This window comes from Bradyrhizobium sp. INPA03-11B (genome assembly GCF_040446015.1).
GTDB lineage: Bacteria > Pseudomonadota > Alphaproteobacteria > Rhizobiales > Xanthobacteraceae > Bradyrhizobium > Bradyrhizobium macuxiense_A.
In genome coordinates, this window is sequence record NZ_JASGSR010000032.1 from 50,012 (window position 1) to 74,506 (window position 24,495).

At 64.8% G+C, this 24,495-nt stretch carries 22 protein-coding genes; 12 read left to right on the forward strand and 10 right to left on the reverse strand.

Features of this window, described 5'->3' with window-relative positions; genetic code table 11:
- Positions 1–43: 43 nt before the first annotated feature.
- Both poxB and QMZ05_RS16090 read right to left on the reverse strand, forming a co-directional pair.
- Positions 44–1,768, reverse strand: coding sequence for a ubiquinone-dependent pyruvate dehydrogenase (gene poxB / locus QMZ05_RS16085; RefSeq protein WP_353701642.1), 1,725 nt, complete (start codon positions 1,766–1,768; stop codon positions 44–46).
- Between the two features lie 81 nt (positions 1,769–1,849).
- Complete coding sequence (locus QMZ05_RS16090; protein WP_353701643.1) at positions 1,850–2,845, reverse strand: alpha/beta hydrolase; 996 nt, start codon at positions 2,843–2,845, stop codon at positions 1,850–1,852.
- Between the two features lie 389 nt (positions 2,846–3,234).
- Here QMZ05_RS16090 and QMZ05_RS16095 point away from each other — a divergent pair, with 389 nt between their 5' ends.
- Entirely contained in the window at positions 3,235–3,411 is a 177-nt protein-coding gene (locus QMZ05_RS16095; protein ID WP_167529057.1) for a hypothetical protein, read from the forward strand.
- Between the two features lie 95 nt (positions 3,412–3,506).
- Here the strand turns inward: QMZ05_RS16095 and QMZ05_RS16100 are convergent, their stop codons facing one another.
- A complete protein-coding gene (locus tag QMZ05_RS16100) occupies positions 3,507–4,097 on the reverse strand; it encodes a tetratricopeptide repeat protein (RefSeq protein WP_279708235.1) in 591 nt (196 codons plus the stop codon).
- A 162-nt stretch (positions 4,098–4,259) separates the two neighbouring features.
- Positions 4,260–4,385, reverse strand: a complete 126-nt coding sequence (ykgO, locus tag QMZ05_RS16105) for a type B 50S ribosomal protein L36 (RefSeq protein WP_002718645.1) — start codon at positions 4,383–4,385, stop codon at positions 4,260–4,262.
- A gap of 492 nt (positions 4,386–4,877) precedes the next feature.
- On the opposite strand from ykgO, the gene QMZ05_RS16110 reads away from it, so the two are divergent.
- The 4 genes from QMZ05_RS16110 to QMZ05_RS16125 are packed head-to-tail and all read left to right on the forward strand — an operon-like array spanning position 4,878 to position 7,870.
- Positions 4,878–5,762, forward strand: coding sequence for an amidohydrolase family protein (locus QMZ05_RS16110; RefSeq protein WP_353701644.1), 885 nt, complete (start codon positions 4,878–4,880; stop codon positions 5,760–5,762).
- A gap of 36 nt (positions 5,763–5,798) precedes the next feature.
- Positions 5,799–6,641, forward strand: a complete 843-nt coding sequence (locus tag QMZ05_RS16115; protein WP_353701645.1) for a dienelactone hydrolase family protein — start codon at positions 5,799–5,801, stop codon at positions 6,639–6,641.
- Complete coding sequence (locus QMZ05_RS16120) at positions 6,638–7,381, forward strand: haloacid dehalogenase type II (protein ID WP_353701646.1); 744 nt, start codon at positions 6,638–6,640, stop codon at positions 7,379–7,381. Before QMZ05_RS16115 ends, QMZ05_RS16120 begins: the two co-directional genes overlap by 4 nt.
- A gap of 21 nt (positions 7,382–7,402) precedes the next feature.
- Positions 7,403–7,870 carry a YbaK/EbsC family protein gene (locus QMZ05_RS16125; RefSeq protein WP_353701647.1) on the forward strand — a complete coding sequence of 156 codons (468 nt, stop codon included), beginning with the start codon at positions 7,403–7,405 and terminating at the stop codon, positions 7,868–7,870.
- A 61-nt stretch (positions 7,871–7,931) separates the two neighbouring features.
- On the opposite strand, the gene QMZ05_RS16130 is transcribed toward QMZ05_RS16125, so the two are convergent.
- The 3 genes from QMZ05_RS16130 to QMZ05_RS16140 all read right to left on the reverse strand — a co-directional run bounded on the left by QMZ05_RS16130 (position 7,932) and on the right by QMZ05_RS16140 (position 12,208).
- On the reverse strand, positions 7,932–8,303 hold the full coding sequence (locus tag QMZ05_RS16130) for a hypothetical protein (protein WP_353701648.1): 372 nt from the start codon (positions 8,301–8,303) through the stop codon (positions 7,932–7,934).
- Between the two features lie 318 nt (positions 8,304–8,621).
- Positions 8,622–11,081: a hypothetical protein gene (locus QMZ05_RS16135; protein ID WP_353701649.1), complete on the reverse strand. Its 2,460-nt coding sequence runs from the start codon at positions 11,079–11,081 to the stop codon at positions 8,622–8,624.
- Positions 11,082–11,293: 212 nt separating this feature from the next.
- Positions 11,294–12,208 carry a LysR family transcriptional regulator gene (locus QMZ05_RS16140; RefSeq protein WP_074130637.1) on the reverse strand — a complete coding sequence of 305 codons (915 nt, stop codon included), beginning with the start codon at positions 12,206–12,208 and terminating at the stop codon, positions 11,294–11,296.
- A gap of 126 nt (positions 12,209–12,334) precedes the next feature.
- Between QMZ05_RS16140 and QMZ05_RS16145 the strand changes: the two genes are divergently transcribed.
- The 3 genes from QMZ05_RS16145 to QMZ05_RS16155 all read left to right on the forward strand — a co-directional run bounded on the left by QMZ05_RS16145 (position 12,335) and on the right by QMZ05_RS16155 (position 14,833).
- On the forward strand, positions 12,335–13,033 hold the full coding sequence (locus tag QMZ05_RS16145; RefSeq protein ID WP_353701650.1) for a pirin family protein: 699 nt from the start codon (positions 12,335–12,337) through the stop codon (positions 13,031–13,033).
- 88 nt (positions 13,034–13,121) lie between these two features.
- Positions 13,122–13,721: an NAD(P)H:quinone oxidoreductase gene (gene wrbA / locus QMZ05_RS16150; protein WP_353701651.1), complete on the forward strand. Its 600-nt coding sequence runs from the start codon at positions 13,122–13,124 to the stop codon at positions 13,719–13,721.
- A gap of 164 nt (positions 13,722–13,885) precedes the next feature.
- Positions 13,886–14,833 (forward strand): DUF5996 family protein, encoded by a 948-nt coding sequence (locus QMZ05_RS16155; protein ID WP_353701652.1) that lies wholly within the window; start codon positions 13,886–13,888, stop codon positions 14,831–14,833.
- A gap of 64 nt (positions 14,834–14,897) precedes the next feature.
- On the opposite strand, the gene QMZ05_RS16160 is transcribed toward QMZ05_RS16155, so the two are convergent.
- Positions 14,898–15,857 (reverse strand): cupin-like domain-containing protein, encoded by a 960-nt coding sequence (locus QMZ05_RS16160; protein ID WP_353701653.1) that lies wholly within the window; start codon positions 15,855–15,857, stop codon positions 14,898–14,900.
- 240 nt (positions 15,858–16,097) lie between these two features.
- Here QMZ05_RS16160 and QMZ05_RS16165 point away from each other — a divergent pair, with 240 nt between their 5' ends.
- Positions 16,098–17,207 carry a cellulase family glycosylhydrolase gene (locus QMZ05_RS16165; RefSeq protein WP_353701654.1) on the forward strand — a complete coding sequence of 370 codons (1,110 nt, stop codon included), beginning with the start codon at positions 16,098–16,100 and terminating at the stop codon, positions 17,205–17,207.
- Between the two features lie 94 nt (positions 17,208–17,301).
- Entirely contained in the window at positions 17,302–18,804 is a 1,503-nt protein-coding gene (locus QMZ05_RS16170; RefSeq protein ID WP_353701655.1) for a hypothetical protein, read from the forward strand.
- 62 nt (positions 18,805–18,866) lie between these two features.
- On the opposite strand, the gene QMZ05_RS16175 is transcribed toward QMZ05_RS16170, so the two are convergent.
- Positions 18,867–19,466, reverse strand: coding sequence for a DUF1080 domain-containing protein (locus tag QMZ05_RS16175; RefSeq protein ID WP_353701656.1), 600 nt, complete (start codon positions 19,464–19,466; stop codon positions 18,867–18,869).
- A gap of 220 nt (positions 19,467–19,686) precedes the next feature.
- Here QMZ05_RS16175 and QMZ05_RS16180 point away from each other — a divergent pair, with 220 nt between their 5' ends.
- Entirely contained in the window at positions 19,687–20,157 is a 471-nt protein-coding gene (locus QMZ05_RS16180) for a cupin domain-containing protein (protein WP_353701657.1), read from the forward strand.
- A gap of 71 nt (positions 20,158–20,228) precedes the next feature.
- On the forward strand, positions 20,229–20,570 hold the full coding sequence (locus QMZ05_RS16185; protein ID WP_353701658.1) for a hypothetical protein: 342 nt from the start codon (positions 20,229–20,231) through the stop codon (positions 20,568–20,570).
- On the opposite strand, the gene QMZ05_RS16190 is transcribed toward QMZ05_RS16185, so the two are convergent.
- Positions 20,544–24,495: GAF domain-containing protein (locus QMZ05_RS16190; protein WP_353701659.1), on the reverse strand; the 3,952-nt coding region annotated here is incomplete at its 5' end. The genes QMZ05_RS16185 and QMZ05_RS16190 overlap by 27 nt on opposite strands.

The window sequence follows — 24,495 nt, forward strand, 5'->3', positions numbered from 1 at the left end:
AGTCCGCCCTGCGCACCAGCCAGGGCGGACGTTTTTGTTGCGTTCAACGCGGCAACAGATTGGTCCTGGCGAGATCGACCACCTCGTCGCCGCGGCCGCTCATCACGGCGCGCAGCACCCACAGGCTGAAGCCCTTCACCTGCTCCAGCGTAATGGTCGGCGGCATCGACAATTCCTGCGTCGCGGTCACGACGTCGAGCACCGCCGGGCCGTCATGCGCGAAGACGTCGCGGATCGCGCCCTCGAGCTCGCCGGGATCCTCCACCCTGACGCCGTGAATGCCCATAGCGCGGGCCATTGCCGCGAAATCCGGATTCTTCAGATCGACCCCGGTCTCGATGAAGCCGGCGGCCTTCATCTCCAGCGCGACGAAACCGAGCACGCTGTTGTTGAAGATCACGACCTTCACCGGCAACTTGGCCTGGGTCAGCGTGATCAGGTCGCCCATCAGCATCGCGAAGCCGCCGTCGCCGGACATCGACACCACCTGCCGTCCCGGCTGCGCCGCCTGCGCGCCGATCGCATGCGCCATCGCATTGGCCATCGAGCCATGGACCCAGGAGCCGACCAGCCGGCGGCGGCCGTTCATCTTCAGATAACGCGCGGCCCAGATCGTCGGCGTGCCGACGTCGGCGGTGAACACCGCGTCTTCAGTGGCCTGCTCGCTGAGCAGGCGCGCCAGGTATTGCGGATGGATCGGCTTTTGCCCCGGCTTGCCGCGGGCGAGATCGTCGAGCCCGGCACGGGCGTCCTTGTAGTGCGCGAGGCTGGCGTCGAGAAATTTGCGATCAGTCTTCGGGTTGAGCTTCGGCAACAGCGCGGCGATGGTCTCGCCGACATCGCCGACGATGCCGAGATCGAGCTTGCAGCGACGGCCGAGATTTTCCGGGCGGAGATCGACCTGGGCGATGCTGATGCCGGTCGGGAAGAACTGCTTGTAGGGGAAATCGGTGCCCAGCATCAGCAGCACGTCGCAGCCATGCATCGCGGCATAGCCGGAGGAGAAGCCGATGAAGCCGGTCATGCCGACGTCGTAAGGGTTGTCGTATTCGACATATTCCTTGCCGCCGAGCGCGTGCACGATCGGGCTCTTCAAGGTCTCGGCAAGCTTGAGCAAGCCGTCATGCGCGCCGGCGCAGCCGCGGCCGCAGAACAGCGTGACGCGCCGCGCGCCGTTGAGCAGCCCGGCCAGCGCGTTCAATTCGGCATCGGCCGGACGCACCACCGGCACGGGCGGCAGCAGGCCCGCACTCGGCGCGATGTCGCGCTTCGGCGCCGGCCGCATCGCGACGTCGCCCGGCAGCACCAGCACGGCGACGCCGCGCTTGCCGATCGCGGCGCGGATCGCGTTCTCCAGCATGTAGGGCAGCTGCGCCGGATCCGACACCAGCTCGCAATAATGGCTGCATTCGCGGAACAGGTCCTGCGGATGGGTCTCCTGGAAATAGCCGCCGCCGATCTCGGCCGACGGGATCTGGGCCGCGATCGCCAGCACCGGCGTGCGGCTGCGATGCGCGTCGAACAGGCCGTTGATGAGATGCAGATTGCCCGGACCGCAGGAGCCCGCGCATACCGCGAGATCTCCCGTGATCTGGGATTCGGCGGCCGCGGCGAAGGCCGCCACCTCCTCGTGGCGGACATGCAGCCAGTCGATCGTGCCGCGCTTGCGCAACGCCTCGGTCAGACCGTTGAGGCTGTCGCCGACGACACCGTAGATGCGCTTCACGCCGGCCTGGGCAAGGGTTTCGGCGATGTTGTCGATCCGCATGAGAAGTGTCCTTTGATGAAACCGGAAAACCGCGCGACAACATGATGTTCGGCGCGATGGAGCCGCGCAAGCCTTACCGGATCACAGATTCGCGGGCGCGGTCTTATCTAGTGTTGCTGCCAGTTGGACCAATCTGCCGGCCATCGCCTCGATCTCGGACGCCACGAGATCGAGCGCAGCGTACTGCACCATGTGGCCGACGCCGGGCAGCACGATCAGCTTTGCCTGTGGCAATGTCGCTGCGAGCAACCGCGAATGGATGCCGGTCGTGACCGTCTTGTCGACGTCGCCCGAAATGATTGACAGCGGCGCCTTGATCTCCGCATAGCGCGGCGCCTGCTCGATCACGGCGGCCTTCAACGAGACAAGGTCGCGCGCGTTGGCGATGAACTCGCGCGGGCGCAGCAGGAGCAATGTCGCGCTGTCACGGACGAAATCGTCAGGCATCGGCTGCGGTGCGAACACACCGCTCGCGCCCGAATTGGCGACGAGGAGGCCGAGCGGCAGCGTGATCGTGTGCGCAAGCAACGGTCCGATCAGCGGCGTCGAGATCGCGTCGTTATAGCGGCCGGCGCCGCCTCGCCAGGGATAAGCGACCGGGGCGAGCAGCACGAGGCCGGCAACGCGCTCCGGATGATCGAGCGCAATGCGCAGCGCGAGCGCGCCAGCCCAGGAATGCGCCACCACGATCGCGCGGTCGACGCCGATCTTGGCCAGCGCCTCCGCGATCATCCGGCCCTGGACCGCGGGCGTCGAATCCGCAACGTGCTCGCGCGGGCTCCAGCCATGCCCCGTCCGGTCGATCAGGATCACCCGGCGCGTCCTGGCGATGCGCTCGCCGAGCGGCTGCATCGCGCGGAGATTGGAGCTTGCGCCGTGCAACATCACGACCGGCGGCCCCGCGGCATCGCGCGGGCCAAGTTCGACCACGTGCAGCCGCGCGCCGGCCACATCGACCATGCGCCCCTGCGGCGGAAAGGCGCGCTGGATCAGCGCGACGCCGATTTGCGTTGCCAGGGCCAGCACCAGGCCCAGCGCCAGCCCGGCGGCCGCCAGCACGATGATCGCGGTCAACATCGAGAAGGTCCGGGGCCTGTTGGGTACCTGAAGGGAGTTGGGTATTTGAAGGGTTTTGGCCACCCCGAAATTACGGAGTAGCCGAAATCAGGTTTCGCCCAGTGCCGGATTTGGGCCCTGCCCGGGCCAGCTCTGGTTCGGAAAGCCAATGTCGATTTTCCGGGCTCGCGCCGGGGCACAGAGTTGTCCACAATGCGCCCAGCCTGTGGATAGCGGGTTCATACCTGCGTCATTAGTAATTTCATAGATTGCCGGTGGCAATTTCGCCATCAGACGCGAGGCTTCATCCAGACCGGGACGCTACCTGGGTGCTTCTAGGCTTATGCACTGTATCCACAGGAACCCGCGTCCGCACGACGAGTTCAACGGGAAGTAATCGGAGGAGTACCATGATTTCCGACCCTAGCGATGCGGCCATCGACCAGATCGTGGCGAGTTGCAATGGCGACCTGCGCGGCGCCCTGAAGGCGTTGTTGCTCGTGAATGAGCACCTGGAGGCGGAGCTTCAGCAATTCTACGCTGCCATAGCCCAGGACAACGCGTCCCGCGGCAAGTTCCTGCACTAGTCTCCTGCGCCGGACCGGATCGCGAGCAAGCGCCAAGCTCGCGCTAACGTGCCCATCGCGTCCATCGGACCGCGATCGCGATCAATCGTAGCCAATCAGATGTCGCGGCCTTCGACCTTCTCGGTCAGCTGCTTGACGATCTGCGGCACCTTCTCGAGGTAGGGGTCGACAGCCAGCGCCTTGCGGAAGGCGTCCAGCGCACGCTTGTCGTCGCCCATGTCCTGCATGATCATGCCGACACCCGCCAGCGCGCCGAAATGGCGGGGCTCGCGGGTCAGCACCTGCTGCAGATCTCCCAGCGAACGGACATAGTCGTTCTTGAGGTAGTAGATCGTCGCACGCCGGTTCCAGGCCTCGACATAGTCGGGCCGGAGCTTGATCACCGCATCCAGCAGTTTCAGCGCGACATCGACATTCTGGGCGTCGAGCGCAGCCTTGGCGCGCACCATCAGCAGCGCGGCGGTATCGCTCGGGGTTTGCAGCCACAGCGCCCAGATCCGCGCCTCGACATGGCGGGCGCTGTCCTCATCGGGCGCGGCCTTCAGCGCGCCGAACAGGAAATCCAGCCCGCGGGTGCGGTCGGCCGGAACCTTCGGCAGTTTGGTCGGCGCTTCCGGCAGTTTCTTCTGGGCCTTCGGCGGCGGGATCACCCGCGGATCGTCCTGCGCGACGGCCGCCACGGGCATGGCCAGAAGCGCGGCGATCAGGATCGCCAGCCGGCGGTTGGTCGGGCCAAAGAAGTTTAATCCCATGGCCGAAGTCTAGACGCACAAAGCCGCACTGCAAAGCAGCGCGGCGTCAAAGACCTGTGAAGGATGGATCGGAATCAGCCGCCGATCCGCGCGCAATCAGCCCTGGCGCGCCTTGAAGCGGCGCTGGACCTTGTTGATCACGTAGACGCGGCCCTTGCGGCGGACCAGACGGTTGTTGCGATGGCGGCCGCGCAGCGACTTCAGCGAGTTACGGACCTTCATGGGACAATCCTGTTACTTCGAAAGGCCCGTGTTGGAGGCCGTACCTGATCAATGCCAATGCTTGGGCAAGCCAATATCCGGGCAAGCCAATAGTTGGCAAAATGGGATTTGTCCCGACAAGCGGCCTGCCGCGCGGGACGGCCGCGTTCTAAGCCATCGGACCGTTAAATGTCAACCGAGATGGGCCGATTTTCGGCCCTATCCCGGCCTGGCCCCCACGTCGGCCACTCGGCCATACCATTGAGATCGCATCGGAAACGGCGGCCGCAACGATTGTCGCGCCGCGGCCCGTCCCGCCGGCATTTCCGGATGGCGGCCGCAAGACCGGCGAATCGTGCTTGCGGGCCGGACCCGGACCCATCCTTACGGACTTTCCCGGCCGAACCCCGGATCAATCCGCAACCGCGCGCACATCGGTCAGACCGCTTGCGAAAATCGTTATATCATATAATTATTTTCCATCACCAACAAACACGCCGCCGGGGAAGCCAAATGCCCAAGCTCAAACTGCCTGACATCGAGAAGGTCGTCGCGATCGACATCCACACCCATGCCGAGGAGCCGTGCGGCATGCATGGCGACGACGGCTATGACGATTTCCAGGCGCAGATGGCCGACTATTTCAAGTCGCCGCACAAGCATCCGCCGACCGTGCCGGAGACCGCGGCCTATTACCGCGCCAAGAACATCGCCGCGGTGATCTTTCCGGTCGATGCCGAGCGCGAGACCGGCTTCCGCCGCTACAACAATCTCGAAATGCTCGAGGTCGCATCCGATCATCTCGACGTGCTGATCCCTTTCGTCTCGATCGACCCGCACAAGGGCAAGCTCGGTGTCCGCGAGGCGAAGAGGCTGATCGAGGACTACGGCGTCCGCGGCTTCAAATTCCACCCGACCATGCAGGGCTTCTACGCCAACGACCGCATGGCCTATCCGCTCTATGAGGCGATCAATGACGGCGGCGCGATCGCGCTGTTTCATACCGGCCAGACCGGCGTCGGCTCGGGCATGCCGGGCGGCATGGGAATGCGGCTGAAATATTCCAACCCGATGTACATGGACGACGTCGCGGCTGATTTCCCCGACCTCAAGATCATCCTCGCGCATCCCTCCTTCCCCTGGCAGGAAGAGGCGCTGTCGGTCGCGACCCACAAGCCGAACGTCTATATCGACCTCTCCGGCTGGTCGCCGAAATATTTCCCGCCGATCCTGGTGCGCTACATCAACTCGATCCTGCAGGACAAGATGCTGTTCGGCTCCGACTGGCCGGTCATCACGCCGGATCGTTGGCTCGCCGATTTCGCCAAGCTCGACATTCGCGAGGAGATCCGGCCCAAGGTTTTGAAGGCCAACGCGCGGAAGATTTTGGGCATCTGAGGGAGTATTGTCGGCGGCAAGCTTCGGAGGTGGTTCATGACCAGCTTCACCGGACTTGCCGCATCCCTCGCCGTGCTTCTGATCGGAAGCGCAGGGCCGGACTATGCGGCTGGCGCGGGGCAGCCGCCCGCCTTCGTCGAATTCGAGACTCCGCTTGCAAACGCGCAACCGCTGCAAGGCTATCTGCGATTGCCGGACGGACCAGGCCCCTCACCCGCGGTCGTGCTGCTGCATGGCTGCAGCGGGTTCTTCAAACAACTCGACGAGCGTTGGGGCAGGCTGTTGGCGGCCTGGGGTTATGTCACGCTCACGGTCGACCGATTCGGACCGCGCGGCATCACCAGCGCCTGCACGAGCGGGCCGCCGGCCGCGACCGTCCATGACGCCTATCGCGCGCTGAGTTTCCTGGCACGGCAATCGTCCGTCGACCCTGCCCGCGTCGCGGTGGTCGGGTTCTCGCAAGGCGCCGAGCTTGCGCTGTTCTCGGTGGAGCGCGGGGCGATCGAACGTAACGCGACTGAGAAATTCCGTGCCGCCGCGGCGTTCTACCCGCCTTGCCTCAGCATCAAGGGTGACATGACGGTGCCGACGCTGATCATGGTCGGCGAACTCGACGATTGGACGCCGGCCAGGGAATGCCGGAGCTTGGCCGAGGGCCGCGACGACTACGGCATCTCGCGCCGGAAGGACACGGGGTATCCGATCAAGCTGATCGTCTACCCCGGCGCCTATCATGATTTCGACGTGCCGCACTTCAGCACGCCGGCGCAGATGCTCGGCCATCACCTCGAATTCAACGCGGCGGCCCGCGACCAATCCGTCGACGCCTTGCGGAAATTCCTGTATTCGACGATCGGCGGGCAAGAGAGACCACAATGACAATCAACGCAATCGTCTTCGACGCCTATGGCACGCTCTACGACGTGCAGTCGGTGGCCGATGTCACCGAGGATGCATTCCCCGGCTATGGCGACATCATCACGCAGATCTGGCGCATCAAGCAGCTCGAATATTCCTGGCTGCGTACGCTGATGCAGCGCTACCAGGATTTCGCCGTCGCAACCCGAGATTCCCTCGCCTACACGCTGCGCTGCCTCGGCCTGCAATATGACGAAGCGACCTTTGGACGCATCATCGACAAGTACCAGCATCTGGCGCTGTATCCGGATGCCGTCGCAGCGCTCGAGGCGATGAAGGACAAGAAGCTCGCGATCCTCTCCAACGGCAGCCCTGACATGCTGAACGCGCTGGTGCGCAATTCGGGGCTGGACCGGCTGCTCGATGCGACCATCAGCGTCGACGCCCACAAGGTGTTCAAGCCGGCGCCGGAGGCCTACACGCTGATCGAAGAAGTGTTGAAAATACCTCCTGCGGAGGTGCTCTTCATCTCCTCCAATCCGTGGGACGCCTGCGGCGCCAAGGCGTTCGGCCTCAACGTCGCGTGGATCGAGCGGGTGGCGCCGGAAGCGATGGCGTTGGCCTGCGTCGAGAGCGAGACGGTTGCCCCATTGACGATGTTTTGGGCGTTGCGTACCCAGATGGACGAGCTCGGTGTCGTGCCCGATCACCGGATCCACGGCCTCTCCGAGCTTCCTGCTTTGGTGTCTGCCAGATCCTGACTAGCAAGAGTCCTGAACTTCATGAGCATCGAGTCCGTCCGCGCCTTCTTCGCCGAGAAGGCGCCCGATATCTCCGTGATCGAATCCACCACAAGCTCCGCGACCGTCGTGCTGGCGGCGGAGGCCTATGGCGTCGAGCCGGCGCGGATCGCCAAAACGCTGAGCCTGCGGGTCGGCGACCGCGTGGTGCTGATCGTCGCCGCCGGAACGTCGCGGATGGACAACAAGAAGGTGAAGGCAGCGTTCGGCGGCAAGCCGAAGATGCTCGGCCTCGACGAGGTCGCCGACATCACCGGCCATGAGGTCGGCGGCGTCTGTCCATTCGGGCTGAAGACGCCGCTACCGATCTATTGCGATGTCTCGCTGAAGGCATTCGACGTCGTGGTGCCGGCCGCCGGCTCGACCCACAGCGCGGTGCGCATCACGCCCGACCGGATGGCGGAGCTGACCGCGGCCGAGTGGGTCGATGTCTGCGAAGTCAAGCTCTAAGGATTCATGTTTGACGCGTCTTCCTTACGCGAACCGGCGTCCACTTCGCCCGAAAAAGGCTCTAGTCTTCATCATCGCCGGGCGCCGGCCGCGGCGGCGCAACCGGCGCCGGCTGGATCTGCTGTGGTGCGCGCGGCCGTTGCTGCATCTGCGGGTGCTGCGGCGCGCGCCCCTGGGTTTGCGGCTGCTGCGCGCTGGCGCTGGACTCGAATACGGCACGACAGCCGCTGGAGAGTTGCGGCGTGTTCTGCCGCAGGCAGGCGACGATCCGGTTGGTGTCGGGAATCTGATCGCCACAGAGCCGCCACACATCCGGCGTGCACGCCATCTGCTGTTCCCATGTTCCGCGATACTCCTGCGACAACGCAGGTGTTGCGGCAGCGAGGCCGCCGATCGCGATCGCTACGCTCAGGACAATCCGCTGCGTCTTCATGTCCATTGCCCTCGTTCGACATGATTGATCCGCGCACGCGCGGGTTCCGCGCGGCGATTTGCTTCAGGCTGGCAAATGAATGCGGCCAAGGATCGTTGCAAGGAACGACCTTGCGGACAACTAAATGTGAAGGCGAATGGACCCGAGTTCCCTATCCGGCCTCGCGATCTTCTTCACCGCCGCGATCAAGCGCGCGCTGTCGTCTGCAACAAATTTTGAAACTCTGGCACAGCTACATGCATGCGAACGAACTGCGGCGTCGACGGCCTCGATCAGCTTCGACGCCGCTACGACATCGGCCGTCGCCACGCGCAGATCCTAATGCTTGCGTGACGCCTTGCGCGTCTTTGCGACCGGCCGCTTCCTGGCCGCGCCGCGCTTGGTTGCGGTCTTCTTGCTGGCGGCGGCGCGGCGAACCGGAGCAGCCGCGGCCAGACGCTTGCGCGCTGTGGCCTTCGCCACAGCCTTCTTGGGCGCTCTCCTGGCCGTAGTCTTGGCCGTACTCCTGGCAGCCTTCCTCCCTGCTTTCTTCGCGGCTGGCGGGCGCGCGCGGCGTGCGATTGGCGCACTCCGGCGCCGTGCTCCGGCTCCGCCGACCGGCACGATGTGGTCGTTGGCATCCAGCGTGAGCTGCTGGAGCGGATACGCCGGCAGGAAGCTCGGATCGTTGTAGAGCTTGCTCAGGCTGCCCTGATCGAACTTGCCGCCCTGCCCGCGATCCTCGCCCGCACCGGCGCGCCAGGCCGCTTCCCAGACTCTCGCAAGCGTCTTGGCACCATCCTGCATGCAGGCCGCCGTGGCATCCTTCAGCTTCGACCACATCACGTCGACCTGGCCGCTCCCCATATGCGAGTTGAACAGGTTGACGATCGTCATCGGCGGCAGCCGCTTCACCGTTCGCTGCATCAGCGCGACCACGGCGACGGCGGCATCGCGACCGGTCGGCGTTGCGCCCGGCGCAATCTCCGCGACGTCGCTGGTCTTCGCGTCAGGGATCATCTTGATGAGATCCTTGCCGTGGCGGCCGATCATCGTGGTCTCGTACACGCTGTGCACCTTGGCGTGCTTCTTGTCGTTCGGATCGAGGCCATGATGGAATTGCGAGATGTGCAGCGGCTGGCAGGCATCGCCGATGTAATGCGCGACGATGCCCGCGGCGCAGACGAACTCCAGCTTCTTGTTGGCGGCGGCGTATTCGACCATCTCGTCGAAGATCTGCCAGACCCGGAACGGCAGCGCGCCGCGCCGGTCCTCGCCGATCCCGTCGTAATAGTCGTTCCAGACTTTTGGATCGACGTTGCGCGTCGACTCGGCGCAGAGATCGAGCAGCGTCTTGCCGTCCGTGCCCGGCTTGTCCATGTCGGCGAAATGGTTGCTTTCGTCGGTGTGCCGGGTGAAGCGCCAGACCAAATCGGCAACGTCGGCCAGCGGCGCGAAGGTGCCGTGCTGATACGGCTTGAGGTCGGCAAGCAGCTTGTCGTCGAGGCCGATATTGTCGGAATTGGCATCCATCATGGCCGAGAGCTTGGGCAGCTTCGCATCGATCAGGCCGGTCGCGTAGGCGCCGATCTTGACGTGTCCCCATTCGCCCCAATACTCGGTGTGGCCGGCATTCCAGTCGCCGATCAACTCGACATCGAGCTCGCGGCACAGCGTCGCCATGCAGATGCCGAGCGCCACCTGCATCGGGACCTTGCCACCTGACCCGAACAATTCCTGGCCGCCCCATTCGAGCGCCAGAGGGCTGAGGATGCGTGCGCCGCCGGCGTTCTTCTTGGCGTCCGGATCGTCGAGGAACCAGACTGTGCCGGAATCGCCGGGATAGTTGTTGAGCGGCGTGTCACCGTCGCGCGGACCGATCACGAAATCGCTGACATATTCCATGCCGCCGACGGTCTTGTAGCGATAGAACAGGCCGATGATCTTGCCCTTCATCAATCCGCTGGTCGCACCGAAAGCGATCAGCGGCTGGTTGATGATCTCGAGGCGGAAGGTGCCGACATTGAGATCGACGACGTCGCCAACCTGGCCGACGCCGTAGATCTGCGCGGTCCAGCCCTTGACGTCATCGACGCGGATCAATCCGGCATCGAGATTGGCCACCACGCGCGAACCGGGCCAGCCGGGATAGACGTCGCTGAAGGCGCGCTTGCCGAGTTGCAGCGCATCGCTGACGCCGAGACGCCGGTCGGTGTTCTTGAAGCCGGCGAAGATCTCGCGTCCGGCCGCGCCGACCACGTGACGGTTGGAGAGTGCGAACACGGTCTCGCCATTGGTCACGAGACAGCCGATCGAGCCGCGATGGATCTTGCCCTGGATCATGGTCTGGACCGGGAAGCCGCCGCCAACCAGATCGCTCTTGAACACCGGCGGGTCGACGATGCCGGGGCTGCCCTCGTTGGGATCGACCTTGACGACGCAGGTGGGCACGACGCGGCCATCCGGCAGATACAGGAACGGCGGCACCAGTTGGTCCTGCTTCTCCGGATGGTTCTTCAGCTCGGAGCGCTTCATCCAGTCGCGGACGAAGACGAGGATGCAGGGCCACGACCAGTCCTTGACCGACGAATTGAACAGCGTGCGCGGTCCGAGTGCCTGCGGCTTGGAGTGGTGCCGCCGCTCCGTCGCGTTGCGGTCGTTGTCGCGGATCAGATAGCGGCCGATCGCCGTGGCGTAGACCGATTGCAGATGGGCCAGATGCACATGATAGGCCTCGCGGGCATCGAGCAGATCCTTCACCGACAATGACGTGAAGTCATGCTTGGTCAGATCAATCATCTGGTTCCTCCGAAAATGTGCTTTGCGGCAACAGGTTCAGGATGAAGAGATAGACGATCGCGCCTGCCCACGATCATGGGTTAGTTCACACAATCTATACAATTTAAAAGGGATGACACGAATGTGACGGCGCGCGCGGCCTTTGGCCTCGCCCGCGCGAGCGCTTCCGCTTCCGCAGCGTGCGCTCCGTTATTTTCGCTGCGCGCGGCCCTCTACTTGCGCTGCGCGCGGCCCTTGGCGAAATGCTTGGCGAGAAAATCCGCCAGCACCTCGACGCGGGCGGGCCGCGGGCCGCCGGGCGGGGTGACGAGATGCACGGCGCCCTCGGGCTGCTTCCAGCCCTTCAGGATCACCTCGACCTCGCCGCGCGCGATTGCATCGCCGACGATGAAGTCGGGCAGATCGGCGATGCCGAGGCCGGCAATCAGCGCGGGCATCACGGCCTCGCCATTGTTGACGCGCAGCTGGCCGGCCGGACGCACGCTCGCTTGCTCGCCCGACGCGTTGGTGTAGTGCCAGACGCCCTGGGTCGAGAGGTAGGCGTAGCCGAAGCATTTGTGCTCGGCGAGATGCATCGGATGGGTCGGCCGGCCGTAGCGCTTCAGGTAGGACGGCGCCGCCACCGTGTAGCGCGGCATGGCGCACAGCCGTCGGGCGATCAGCGAAGAATCCGGCAGCCGCGCGATGCGCAGGCCGGCGTCAAAACCTTCACCGATCAGATCGACCGTCGCGTCGCTGAGATGCAGATCGATCGCGACCTCCGGATAGGCCTCCATGAATTCCGGCAGCAGCGGCGCCACGGTCTTGATGCCGAAACTCATCGGCACCGCGAGCCGTACCAGGCCGCGCGGCGTGGTCGACTGCGCCAGCGCCTCGTTCTCGGCGGCCTCGCCGTCGGCCAATAGCCGCGCGGCACGCTCCGACAATTTCTGGCCGGCGTCAGTCAGCGCCAGCCGCCGCGAAGTGCGGTTGAACAGCCGTGCGCCGAGCCGCTCTTCGAGCCGGCTCACCGCCTTCGAGACCGTGGCCTTGGACAGCGAAAGCTCGGTCGCGGCGGCCGCAAACGACCGCAATTCCACGACTTTCGCGAAGATCGCGAGCGCCTCGAAGTCCGGCAGTTTCGACATGGTCAGCTGTCCCCGTACTCAATATTGGAAACAATGAGTTTCAATAGTTTCTATTTCTATACCACAGTCGGAGGCATATCCAAGGGGTCAACGAGATCGAAACCAACGCATCGAACGGAGTAAACCATGATCGAACTGAAACCATTCGCAAAGCTGGGCGGTGCCGACCACGGCTGGCTGAAGGCCAAGCACCACTTCTCGTTTGCGAGCTACTACGATGCCGCCAATGTCAGCCACGGCGCGCTGCGGGTGTGGAACGACGACGAGATCGCGCCGAACTCGGGCTTCCCCGCGCATCCGCACGCCAACATGGAGATCATCACCTATGTTCGCGAAGGCGCGATCACGCACCAGGACTCGCTCGGCAACAAGGGACGCACCGAAGCCGGCGACGTGCAGGTGATGAGCGCCGGCAGCGGCATCCGTCACTCCGAGTACAATCTGGAGCCGTCCAAGACCAAGATCTTCCAGATCTGGATCGAGCCGACGACGCAGGGCGGTCAGCCGACCTGGGGATCGAAGCCGTTCCCGAAGTCGAACCGCTCCGGCAAGCTCGTCACCATTGCCTCCGGCATCGACGGCGACGATGACGCGCTGCCGATCCGGGCCAATGCGCGGGTGCTCGCCACCACGCTGAAGGCCGGCGAAAGCGCGGAATACGCCGCCGACAAGGCCCGTCACCTCTATCTGGTGCCGGCGGCCGGCAGCATCGAAGTCAACGGCGTGCGCGTCAATGCGCGCGACGGCGCTGCGATCCGCGATGAAGCCACGCTGAAGATCACCGCGCTCGAGGATGCCGAGCTCGTGCTGGTCGACGCGGCCTGATCACCTTTCACCCAACATGCGCGGACAGTCGTCCGCGCATGCCCCTCCCCCGAAACATCTCCCCCAATCCAACCCGAAGGAGGCCATCATGGCCAAGGTTCTCGTTCTCTATTACTCCGCCTACGGTCACATCGAAGCGATGGCGAAGGCCGTCGCGGAAGGCGCACGTGAAGCCGGCGCCACCGTCGACATCAAGCGCGTGCCCGAGCTCGTGCCGGCCGAAGTCGCCAAGGCGTCGTACTACAAGCTCGACCAGGCCGCGCCGATCGCCACAATCGATGATCTCGCCAACTACGACGCAATCATCGTCGGCACCGGCACCCGCTTCGGCCGCATGGCCTCGCAGATGGCCAACTTCCTCGACCAGGCCGGCGGGCTCTGGGCCAGGGGCGCGCTGAACGGCAAGGTCGGCGGCGCCTTCACCTCGAGCGCGACCCAGCATGGCGGTCAGGAGACCACGCTGTTCTCGATCATCACCAACCTCTTGCATTTCGGCATGACGGTGGTCGGCCTGAACTACGGCTTTGCCGGCCAGATGAAGCTCGACGAGGTCACCGGCGGCGCGCCCTATGGCGCGACCACCATCACCGGCGGCGACGGCAGCCGCCAGCCGAGCGAGAACGAACTCGCCGGCGCCCGCTATCAGGGCCGCGCGGTCGCGGAGGCCGCCATGAAACTGCACGGCTAAGCCGCACGGCTAAGCTTTACGGCTTAACGGCCACGCGATAGGGCGGCGCTCCCAGGCGATTGCCGCCCTATCTGCTTTTTTGGAAGCGACGGTTCCCGAGATCATCGGGACCATTTTCGTGATATGCCGCAAGACTTCCTGTCGGCGCAGCCCTGAGGTTTGCCATGACCAACACACAGAAGACCCGCTGGCCGGAACTGCCGACCGCGGCGTGGCGCGACAGCTGTGCCACGCTCCAGCTCTTCACCCAGATCGCCGGCAAGATCCGGCTGGCGAAGTCGCCTTGGCTCAATCACTCCTGGCACGTCACGCTCCATGTCACCGCGCGCGGGCTGACGACCTCGCCGATCCCCGACGGCGACCGCACGTTCCAGATCGACTTCGACTTCGTCGATCACAAGCTCCGGATCTCGACCAGCGACGGCACCGAGCGGGAATTGGCGCTGGCCGGTCAATCGGTCGCGAGCTTCTACGCGGCGACCATGACCAATCTGAAGGACCTCGGGATCGATGTCGCCATCGACGAGATGCCAAACGAGGTCGCCGACCCGATCCCGTTTTCGCAGGATACGCAACATGCGTCGTACGACGCGGATGCGGTGCGCCGGTTTCACCAGATCCTCGTGAACTGCGATCGCGTGTTCAAGCAATTCCGGACCGGCTTTCTAGGCAAGGCGAGCCCGGTGCATTTCTTCTGGGGCAGCTTCGATCTCGCGGTGACGCGGTTCTCCGGCAGAACGGCACCGCAGCACCCCGGCGGCGTGCCCCATTTGCCCGACGCGGTGGCGCACGAGGCCTATTCGCACGAGGTCAGCAGCGCCGGCTTCTGGCCGGGCGGCGGCGCAATCGATTATCCCGCCTTCTATTCCTACGCCTATCCGGAACCCGCGGGCTATCGCAGCACGCCGGTGCGACCCGGCGCGGCATTCTTCAGCGAGGCACTCGGCGAATTCATCCTGCCCTACGACGCCGTGCGGGTGGCCGCAGACCCGGACAAGGTGCTGCTCGAATTCCTGCAATCGAGCTATGAGGCAGCAGCGATCAACGCGAACTGGGACCGTGCTGCGCTGGAGTGCACGCCGGGCCAACCGGGCGTGGTCAGAGCGCTCTAGCCCCGAATCTCTCAACCGCTGTCGTCAACACTGTCATTCCAGCACCTGCAACCGGCAAGCTCGCTTACGCCGCCTCCAGCGCCGCCTTGGGCGGGTCTTTGGGCAGGTCGACGATCTTGCCGAGATCGCTCTCATCGAGGCGGAAGTCGATCGCGCGCCGCACGGCGCCTTCACGCTTCACCCATTTGCCGTCGCGCAGCAGCTTCTGCATGACCTGCTTGGCGAAGAAGACCGGACCGGTGATGCTGCGGCTGCGCGGCGCGTAGCCGAAGCGATGCCGCAGCATGCCGTTGGCGAGATGCAGGATCTGGGTGCGGCGGATGTCGTCGTTCACATAGGAGATCGTCATCGAGACGTTGACGGTGTCGAGGTTCTCGACGCGGTGCGGCGCATTGAGCGGCCAGTTCAGCATCTGGCCGGGCTCGAGATCGATCACCTGCGCATGCCAGTCGTACCAGGGCTCGTAGGGGATATCGACCTCGACGTCGAACAGCGCGATGTTCTCCAGATGCTCGGGCCGGATGAATGGCTGCGTGTTGGGATAGATGTAGACGCGCTTGCGGCCGGCGATCTGGACCAGCGCCTGCCCCGGCAGGTCGGCGCGGTAATAGACCCGCGCATCGGGCGACGAAATCAGGATGTCGGCCTGATGGGTCGGCGCGTCGAAGCCGGGAACCCTGGCTGCGATCTCGCCGAACATCCGCTCGATCATGTCGCGGTAGCGGCGATCGACCGCAGTGACGTTGCGCAGGTTCAACCACAGGCCGCCGCGCGAAATCGCCTCGATCACCTGATGGCCGCGCAGCCTGCCGATCTCGCCCTCGCGCCAGACCCGGCTCGATCCCTTCGCGCCGGTCTTGACCAGGCTGTAGTGCTCGCGCGGATAGTGCTCGATCAGCTTCGCGAGATCGTCCATCGAGAACGCCGGCTGCTGGTGCATGGTATGCTCGAGCCGGACCGGCCGACGGCTCCAAAGCCTGGAATGGTTGTCATCCCAATCCGTGAAGATCCTGCCTGTCGTCATGGTCGCGCTCCTGGCAGCCGCGCCGTTTCGCTTCAACCGATGTCCCGTTCCGGGACGAGCGGGCTGCTCTTGAGCAGGGATTGGCAAGAACGATGCCTTCGCGTATGCGCGGGGTTACGCAACGCTAATGTCTCGCCGATATGGCTAACCGCGACGTTTCCGGAGCCGGCCGCCATGGCCGACAGGACCGAATGACTGAACCACGTCGCCGCTGCAACATGATCGCGAGTTGATCGTCCAATGGCCCGGCTATCGTCGATCCCCGTCGTTTTCGCCGCCGCATCCATTCTGCTGTCGGTCGCCGCGCGGGCCTGCCCTGCCTTGATCGACGGCGTTGCCGCGGACCGGCTCGAGGCCTTGTCGCGCGGCGTCAATGCCGACGGCTGGATCGCCGATCCGCGGTCGGCGCCGTCGCGCGGCCTGCTCCTCGAGTTGCGCAAGGCCGGCCTGACCCACATCCGGCTGCCGGTACCCGCTGACTTCGTCATGCCGCGCTTCGCCACTCAGGCCGACATCGACGCCCGCTTGCAAACCGTCGATAGCGCGCTCAAGACCCTGCTCGGGCTCGGCTATGTCGTGTCGATCGACCTGCATTCGGGCCGGTACTTCAATGCGCTGCACAAGGACGATCCGCAGGGCGCGATGACCGAAATGAAGAGCGCCTGGACCGCGCTCGCGCGGGTCATCCAGCGCTACCCGTCCGATCGGATTTTTGCTGAACTCCTGAACGAGCCGGAGGTCGATGCCGCGCAATGGCAAGGCGAAGCCCGGGAGCTGGCCGGCTTCATTCGCCAAATGCTGCCACGGACCACGCTGATCACGGGTCCGGTCAACTGGCAGCGCGCGGATTCGCTGCCCGACTTTAAGCCGCTCGACGATCCGAACGTCGTCTATGCCGTCCACTTCTACGATCCGATGGTGTTCACCCATCAGGCCCATTGGGATCCGAACGAGCCGCTCCACGACGTCGTCGGATTGCCCTATCCGGCCCGCGCCGACGATCCCAGGGTGCAACAGTTGCGGGAACAGCTGACCCTGCTGAACAGGCCCAGGGCGCTGGCGATGGTTGACCGCGCCATCCCCGATCGCGGCATCGACAAATGGCTCGAGCCCGCGACCGCCTGGCAGCGGCAATATTCACGCCCGATCATCATCAACGAGTTCGGGGTGCTCAAGGCCGGCGCGCCGCGCGACAGCCGGTTGCGCTGGCTCGCCGGCGTCACGGCTTACGCCCGGCAGCAATGCTGGGGCTGGACACATTGGGAAATGTCACAGGGCTTTGGCCTGGCCGACGCCATCACCGGCAAGGCCGACCAAGGGGTGCTCAAGGCGCTGCTCGGAACCCGCTAGCGTCGTCTGGTTAACCCGTTTTTACACAATGCGCGGCTAGATCGACGATGCGGTGTAGCGTGCCCACACGTCCGGTCATCTTAGGTCAGAGCCTGTGCAAGCAGAGATAGCCCCGCGGCCGCTGTTGGCCGGCGACTTGCTTCCGGCGCTCGGCATCGCCGTGGCATCGATCGCCTTCGCGCCAATCATGCAGGCGGCCAACGCAGGGCTCGCGATCGTCGTCGAAAGCCTGATCGGCTGCGCCATCGTGCTCGCGGCGCCGGCCTACGCGCCGTCGATCGCCGTCTTCATCATCTTCTTCCAGAACCTGTTCGTCTCGATCCTGTCATCCTACATGACGACCGAGCAGGAGATGGATTTCGTCAAAGGCTACAATTTCCTGATCTGCGCTGTCATGTGGCTGGTGACGCTGGCGCTGTATGTGCTGCGCGAGCGCAAGCATTCAACTGACGTCGACCGGATCATGAAATGGGGGCTGATGACCCTCGCGGTCGTGACGGGATATTTCCTGCTCGGCGCCACGCAGGATCCGCATGCGGCCCTCGTCTATCTGCGCAACATTGCGTTTCCGATCTTTCTGTTTCAGCTGTCGCTGCTGACCGCCGCAACCTTCGAGATCCGCGTGACGCCGTTCCTGGTCGCCGTCGCCGCGCTGCTGATCGTCTGCGGATATGTCGAACTGTTGTTCCGCGATTTCTGGCTCACCATCACCAACGGCTACACGTTCTGGCATTTCGACGAGCTGAAGGCGACCCGCTCCGGATCCTGGGAAGCCGAGATGCGCCAGACCGGCAACGTGCCGGTGGATCTGATCGACCGCTTCCGCTTCAGCTTCCTCAACAGCCCGTTGTTCGAGGATCTCGGACTCTCGTCAATTCTGCGCATCTTCGGACCGAACATGAGCCCGATCAGCTTCGGCTACGGGATCGCCTTCTCCATCCTGTTCCTGTTCGCGGTCGGATATCGCTGGCTGGCGCTGGCCGCGATCCCGTTGCTGATCTTCTGCAGCGTCAAGGGCGCGCTCATCCTGGTCATCTTCGTGGCCCTGGCCTGGACGGCAACCTGGCTGTTCGGCGCCACCATCACCCTTGCCGTCGCGTTGGTCGGGCTCGTGGTGTACGCCATCGCAGCCATCCATATCGGACTCCAGATCGGCGACTTTCACGTGATCGGCTTCATGGGCGGCTGGGACGGATTCCGGCAGAACCCGATCGGCCGCGGGCTCGGCGTCGGCGGCAATCTTTCCGAAGGCTACTTCTCGATCGACTGGAACGCCGCGCAGGCGGCCGGCACCATGGACGGCGCGGTGGAAAGCGCGGTCGGCGTGCTGCTCTACCAGATGGGCATCGGCGCAATGGTGCCGCTCGGCTTTTTCTTTGCGATGGCGCTGAAGGCCTGGCGCCTCTACGCCTCGTCCGGAATCCTCATCCAGGGGCTCGCCGCGTTCGGCACGATGGTCGTGCTGGTGAACGGCATCTTCCAGGAGGAGGCGCTGTTTGCGCCGCCGGCGCTCGGGCTGTTGCTGTGCCTCACCGGGCTCGTGATCGGCCATCATTTGCGCACGCAAGGCGACGATCCGAAGGCCGCCGGCCGATAGCGCGCGCCACGCGGCAGAAAGCCCGGCCGCGGCGCGACCGGGCTCCTCTCGACCTTGCGCCGTCAGAGCGGTTTGATCTGCACCTTGCGGAACTTGACCACGCCCGAGCCATACTGGAGCGCGACGTAACCGCTGGCGTGCTTGGAGTCCTGCGCGTCGACGGTCTTCTGGCCGTTCAGCGTCACGACGAAATGCGGCCCCTGCGCCGTGATCTCGTAGACATTCCACTTGCCGGCCGCCTTCGGCATCGGATCGACCTTGCCGACGTCGACGATCGCGCCGGTGCCGTAGGTCGGATCCGGCCGCTTGTCGAAGATATTGACCTCGTAGCAGACCTTGGAATCGATCGTCTTGTTGCCTTCGCAGCGGATGAAGACGCCGCTGTTAGCGTCCTCGTCGGTCCAGAACTCGGCGCGGATCTGGAAGTCCTTGTATTGGGTCTTGCTGACGAGATAGGAGAGATCCTTGCCGTCGAGCTTGTCGGCGACCAGCGCGCCGTCCTTCATGGCCCAATTGGCCTTGCCGACTTCGTCCCAGTCGCCCTTTTTGGTGCTGTCGAGCAGCGTGACCCAGCCGTCGTCCCCCGATGCGCTGGTGGAGAATTGCAGCGCGGCCGCACCGATCACAAGTCCCGCCGCCAGTATCGACAGATGCTTCTTCAAGGTTGTCCTCCCGTCTTTTGGTTGGCGCGCAACCTATCATCGTCTGCAGCGACGTAAATGCGTTTTTGATATTGCAACTGCGTTGTGTCACGCGGCGCTGACGCAATCTTGAGGTCAGACATGCATGGACGCGTCTTGTCCTGCGGAAGCGGGAGCGACTAGCATCATGCGACATACGGGCGCAGCCGTTGCCCGAACGAAACGGAACTCGGAGGATACGATGACGGCGTCGAACCGGTCCTGGCGATACCTGATGATGCCGCTGGTGTTTGCCGGCACGCTGAGCGTCGGCTCCGCGGCCGAGCTCAATCCGGCCGCCGTCACCTACAAACAGCCGGACCAGATTCCCTGGAGCCCGGTCGACACGCGCGGCGCGCAGAATGCCGTCGTGGTCGGCGATCCGTCGAAGCCCGGCTTCTACATGGTCTATACCAAATGGACCAAGGGCAATCACTTCAGCCGTCCGCACTTCCATCCCAACGATCGCTACATCGTCGTGCTGAAGGGCACCTGGTGGGTCGGCTCGGGTCCGAAATTCGATCCCGATCACGGCACGGTGGCGATGCCGGCCGGAAGCTTCGTCACCCATTTCGGCAAGCAGGTGCACTGGGACGGCGCCAAGGACGAGGATGCCGTGCTGCTGATCATGGGTGAAGGTCCGGCCACCGCGACGGAAGTGGAGCAGAAATAGCCGGACGCCGATGGCTGCGTTGCGCGCGGTGGGGGCGATGCTATCATCGCGGCCCTAAGGAAGGGGTTTCGATGCATCCCGCCGCCAAGCAGCAATTTGCCCGCATCGCCGACGAGTTCGCGCGATGGCGCGCCATTCCCGAACCGGAACGGCCGCCGGCGCCGGCGTGGTGGTGGGGACCGGCATTCGAGCTGCGCGATGCCGTCGGCCCGCTGCCATCGAACTGGTGCCGTCAGCTCCGCCTGCCTGATGGCGCGAGCTTTGCCGACGGCACGCGCGTGCTGCGCCAGACGCTGGCCGGCCAGACCACGCTGCCCTGGCCCTATGATTTCTCGCGCAAGGTCGCATCCACCGATTCCGACGTCCGCGACCTGCCGGTGCAGCCGTCAGACGACAGCGCGTTTCCGCCCTAGATCCGCCTCGGCCTCGCCGATCGCCTCGTCCTCCAGCGACGGCTGCAACGAGGGCGACGTCGACGCCTTCAACAGCTCGGCGAGATCGCGCGGCGGCAGCGGCCGGCTGAACAGGAAGCCCTGCATCTCGTCGCAGGCATGCGCGCGCAGGAACTCCTGCTGCTCGGAGGTCTCGACGCCCTCGGCCACAATGGTCATGCCGAGCGCCTTGCCCATGCTGATGATCGCCTGCGCGATCGCGACGTCCTCGGAATCGTCGGGCAAATCGCGCACGAAGGAGCGATCGATCTTGATCGTGTCGATCGGGAACTGCTTCATCAGCGACATCGACGAATACCCGGTGCCGAAATCGTCGATCGCGAGGCGAATGCCGCGGTTCTGGATCGCGTCGAGCACGCGCACCGCGCGCGTCACGTTGCGCATCACCATGCTCTCGGTAACCTCGAGCTGCAGCAGCGCCGGCGACATGCCGCTTGCCGCCAGCGCCTCGTCGATGTCGTCGAGCAGATGCGGATCGCCGAACTGCCGCGGCGAGAGGTTGACCGCCATCGTCACTGCCTTGAGGCCGCGGTGCTGCCACGCCATGTTCTGCGCGCAGGCTTCCTTCAGCACCCAGCGGCCGATCGGCACGATCAGACCGATTTCCTCGGCGAGCGGGATGAACTGCCCCGGCGACACCTTGCCGAGCTCGGGATGGGTCCAGCGCAGCAGCGCCTCGACGCCGCTGATCTGCCCATTCGCCATGTCGACCTTGGGCTGATACTCGAGCGAGAACTGCTCGCGTTCCAGCGCGCGGCGCAGCGCGCTTTCCATCGTCAGGCGCTCGATCGACTGCGCCTTGACTTCGTTGGAGAAGAAGCGGAAGCCGTTCTTGCCGTCCTCCTTGGCGAGATACATCGCCATGTCGGCGTTCTTGGTGAGCGTCTGCACGTCGGAGCCGTCGGTGGGATACATCGCAATCCCGATCGAGGCCGTGGTGTGGCACTCGTGCCCGCTGATCGTCAGCGGCTGACTCAACGAAACCAGCAGATCGCCGGCGATGCGCTCGACGTCGCCCCGTTCGTCGGTTTCCTCCAGGATGACCACGAACTCGTCGCCGCCGAGCCGCGCCACCACGTCGCTCGCGCGCAGCGATCCGCGCAACCGCTCGGCGATTGCCACCAGCAGCATGTCGCCGGCGTCGTGGCCGAGCGAGTCGTTGATGATCTTGAACCGGTCGAGATCGATGAACAGCACCGCGACTTGCCGGCGATGGCGATCCGCCGCCGAGATCGCGTGACGCAGCATCTCGTTGAACGTCTCGCGGTTCGGCAGATTGGTCAGGCTGTCATGCGAGGCAAGATATTCGATGCGCTCGTCGGCCTTGTGCTTCTCGTCGGCGCGATCGAAGCTTTCGAGCGCGAATGCCAGATTGTCGGCGAGCCGCTGCAACAGTTCGGCGAACTCCGGCGTGAAGGTGTCCTTCTCGATCGCGACGAAGATCATGACGCCGACCACCCGCCCGCTGACGATCAGCGGAAACGAGGCGCCGGACTTTGTCCCGTCGAGGCGGGCCCGCTCGTGGAAAGCGGCAGTCTCGGTATCGGCAAAATAGTCGTTGATGATGCAGGCCTTGCCCGACCGGAACGCCCTGCCGCAGGCGCCGCGCCCCTCCGGGTGCGCCTCGTTGACCGAGAGCGTCACCTGGCTCGCGCCCTCCGCTGCAGGGCCCGCGATCGCGACAATGCGGAGATAATCGCTGCCGCCCTGCGCCATCGCGATGGTGGTCGACGTGAACTTGCCGCCGGTCGCTGACGCCTCGCTGACCAGTTGATACAATTCAGTGCGGGACTTCGCCCGCATGATCGCCTCATTGGTCGCACTCAGCGCCGCGAACATCCGCGACAGCCGCTCCTTCTGCTCGTCGGCCCGCGCCTTCTCGTCGGCACGATCGAAATTGGCCAGCGCAAACGACACGTTCTCGGCGAGCCGTTGCAACAGCGCCATCATCTCCGGGCTGAAGGTGCCGAATTCGCTGGAGAGGAACACCAGCGCGCCGATCGCCTCACCGTTCTTGAGCAACGGCAGGGCCGCGCCGGACTTGCTGCCACTGTCGCGAACGACCGGATAGACATGCGATTCAGGGCCGAAGTCGCTGAGATAATCGTTGCTGATACAGGGCCTGCGGGTACGGATCGCAACGCCGGTCAGCGTCTGTCCCTCCGGACGCGTCGCATCGGCCGACAGCTGGACTTCGCGGGCGCGTACCCGGTCGGGGCCGGAAGCCGCCACGTTATCCAGGAAGACCTCGCCGGGGCGCACCAGGCGGATCGTGGCCGAGATGAACTGACCGCCGACCGCCGCGGCATCGCAGACCAGATCGAACAGCTCGCTGCGGGATTTCGCCCGCATGATGGCTTCGTTGGTCGCGCTCAGCGCCGCAAACATCCGCCGCAGCCGTTCCTTCTGCTCCTCGGTGCGCGCCTTCTCGTCGGCGCGATCGAAGCTGCCGAGCGCATAGGAGACGTTGTCGGCGAGCCGTTGCAGGAGCTCGGCGAACTCGGCCGAGAAGGTGTTGCGCTTGGCGGAGATGAACAGCATCACGCCGACCGGCTCGTCGTCGACGATCAGCGGAAATGCCGCGCCCGACCGCGCATCCTCGCGGTCGATGACGTCGCGGAACGGGCTGTTGGCGACATCGCCCATGAAATCGTTGTTGATGCAGGCGCGCCGGGAACGGAACGCCCTGCCGCAGACGCCGCGCCCTTCGGGCCGAGCCTCGCTGCGCGAGACGTTGAGGCGGCGTGCATTCTCGGCGGTCGGACCTGCGACCGCCATCATCTCCATGAAATCGTCGCCGGGTTTCGCGATCAGGATGCTGGTGGAGTTGAACCCGCCGCCATGCGCCGCCGCGGCGCAGACCAGCTCGAACATCTCGAGCCGCGACCGCGCCCGCATGATCGCCTCGTTGGTCGCGCTCAGCGCCGCGAACATCCGCGACAGCCGCTCGCGTTCGGCGTCGGCCCTGGCCTTCTCGGTGGCGCGGCCGAACGTGTCGAGCGCAACCGAGACGTTCTCGGCGATGCCCGCCAGCAGCGCGATGATCTCCTCGTCGCGGGCCCAGGAATTGCCGGTGAAGAAGATCAGGACGCCGATGCTCCTGCCGAACCGGGTCAGCGGCAGCGCGACGCAGGCCATCAGGCCGCTGCCACCGGCCCGCTTCTGAGAGGGACTCGCCGATATCGGGATATCGTGCTCGACGCACGGCCGTTGGGTGCGGAATGCCTCGCCGCAGATCCCCTTGCCGTAGAGATTGTCCGGATCGGTCGAGAAGCGCGTCTGCGTGATCAGGTCGATCGCCTCGCCGGTGCCGGCGACGGGCTCGAGCCAGTGCGTGTCAGGCTCGGCCAGCAGCACCACGGTGGCGAAGGATTTTCCGCTGAACACCGCGGCATCGCACACCCGCTGATAGAGATCGTGCTCGGTCTTGGCGCGAAGGATGGCCTCGTTGGTTGCGCTGATGGCGCCGAACATGCGGTTCAGCCGGCGCATCGCCCGCTCGCCGCTCTTGCGTGACGCCTCATGGTCGAAATTGTCGAGCGCGTAGGACACGTTCGCCGCCATGCGCGCCAGCAGCGACACGATCTCCTCGCCGAGCGAGTCGACCTCGCGCCGGGTCACCATGAAGACGCCGACGCTGCGCCCGCCACAGACCAGCGGCATCGCCGCCGCCGCGCCGACGCCGGCCGCCGCGAGGCCGCTGCGCCAGGCCGCCGAACGGGCGTCGTTGACATAGTCGTTGCTGACATTGGCGCTCTGATCGCGGAACGCGCGGCCGGCGACGCCCTCCCCTTCCGGGGTGTTGGCGATCCAGGCCGTGCAAAAACCACGCTCTGATGGTGGATTTTGGCGGCTGAGATTGATTCGGGGGGACGATGGGACACGT

Coding starts and splice junctions, on each gene's coding strand:
- QMZ05_RS16145 (WP_353701650.1), top strand. CDS start 12,335: ATGATCGAACTGAAACCATTCGCAAAGCTGGGCGGTGCCGACCACGGC.
- QMZ05_RS16090 (WP_353701643.1), bottom strand. CDS start 2,845: ATGTTGACCGCGATCATCGTGCTGGCGGCCGCCGGGCTGGCGCTGGGC.
- QMZ05_RS16165 (WP_353701654.1), top strand. CDS start 16,098: ATGGCCCGGCTATCGTCGATCCCCGTCGTTTTCGCCGCCGCATCCATT.
- QMZ05_RS16135 (WP_353701649.1), bottom strand. CDS start 11,081: ATGATTGATCTGACCAAGCATGACTTCACGTCATTGTCGGTGAAGGAT.
- QMZ05_RS16115 (WP_353701645.1), top strand. CDS start 5,799: ATGACCAGCTTCACCGGACTTGCCGCATCCCTCGCCGTGCTTCTGATC.
- QMZ05_RS16160 (WP_353701653.1), bottom strand. CDS start 15,857: ATGACGACAGGCAGGATCTTCACGGATTGGGATGACAACCATTCCAGG.
- QMZ05_RS16185 (WP_353701658.1), top strand. CDS start 20,229: ATGCATCCCGCCGCCAAGCAGCAATTTGCCCGCATCGCCGACGAGTTC.
- QMZ05_RS16095 (WP_167529057.1), top strand. CDS start 3,235: ATGATTTCCGACCCTAGCGATGCGGCCATCGACCAGATCGTGGCGAGT.
- QMZ05_RS16180 (WP_353701657.1), top strand. CDS start 19,687: ATGACGGCGTCGAACCGGTCCTGGCGATACCTGATGATGCCGCTGGTG.
- QMZ05_RS16155 (WP_353701652.1), top strand. CDS start 13,886: ATGACCAACACACAGAAGACCCGCTGGCCGGAACTGCCGACCGCGGCG.
- poxB (WP_353701642.1), bottom strand. CDS start 1,768: ATGCGGATCGACAACATCGCCGAAACCCTTGCCCAGGCCGGCGTGAAG.
- QMZ05_RS16110 (WP_353701644.1), top strand. CDS start 4,878: ATGCCCAAGCTCAAACTGCCTGACATCGAGAAGGTCGTCGCGATCGAC.
- QMZ05_RS16125 (WP_353701647.1), top strand. CDS start 7,403: ATGAGCATCGAGTCCGTCCGCGCCTTCTTCGCCGAGAAGGCGCCCGAT.
- QMZ05_RS16140 (WP_074130637.1), bottom strand. CDS start 12,208: ATGTCGAAACTGCCGGACTTCGAGGCGCTCGCGATCTTCGCGAAAGTC.
- wrbA (WP_353701651.1), top strand. CDS start 13,122: ATGGCCAAGGTTCTCGTTCTCTATTACTCCGCCTACGGTCACATCGAA.
- QMZ05_RS16120 (WP_353701646.1), top strand. CDS start 6,638: ATGACAATCAACGCAATCGTCTTCGACGCCTATGGCACGCTCTACGAC.
- QMZ05_RS16130 (WP_353701648.1), bottom strand. CDS start 8,303: ATGAAGACGCAGCGGATTGTCCTGAGCGTAGCGATCGCGATCGGCGGC.
- QMZ05_RS16100 (WP_279708235.1), bottom strand. CDS start 4,097: ATGCCCGTGGCGGCCGTCGCGCAGGACGATCCGCGGGTGATCCCGCCG.
- ykgO (WP_002718645.1), bottom strand. CDS start 4,385: ATGAAGGTCCGTAACTCGCTGAAGTCGCTGCGCGGCCGCCATCGCAAC.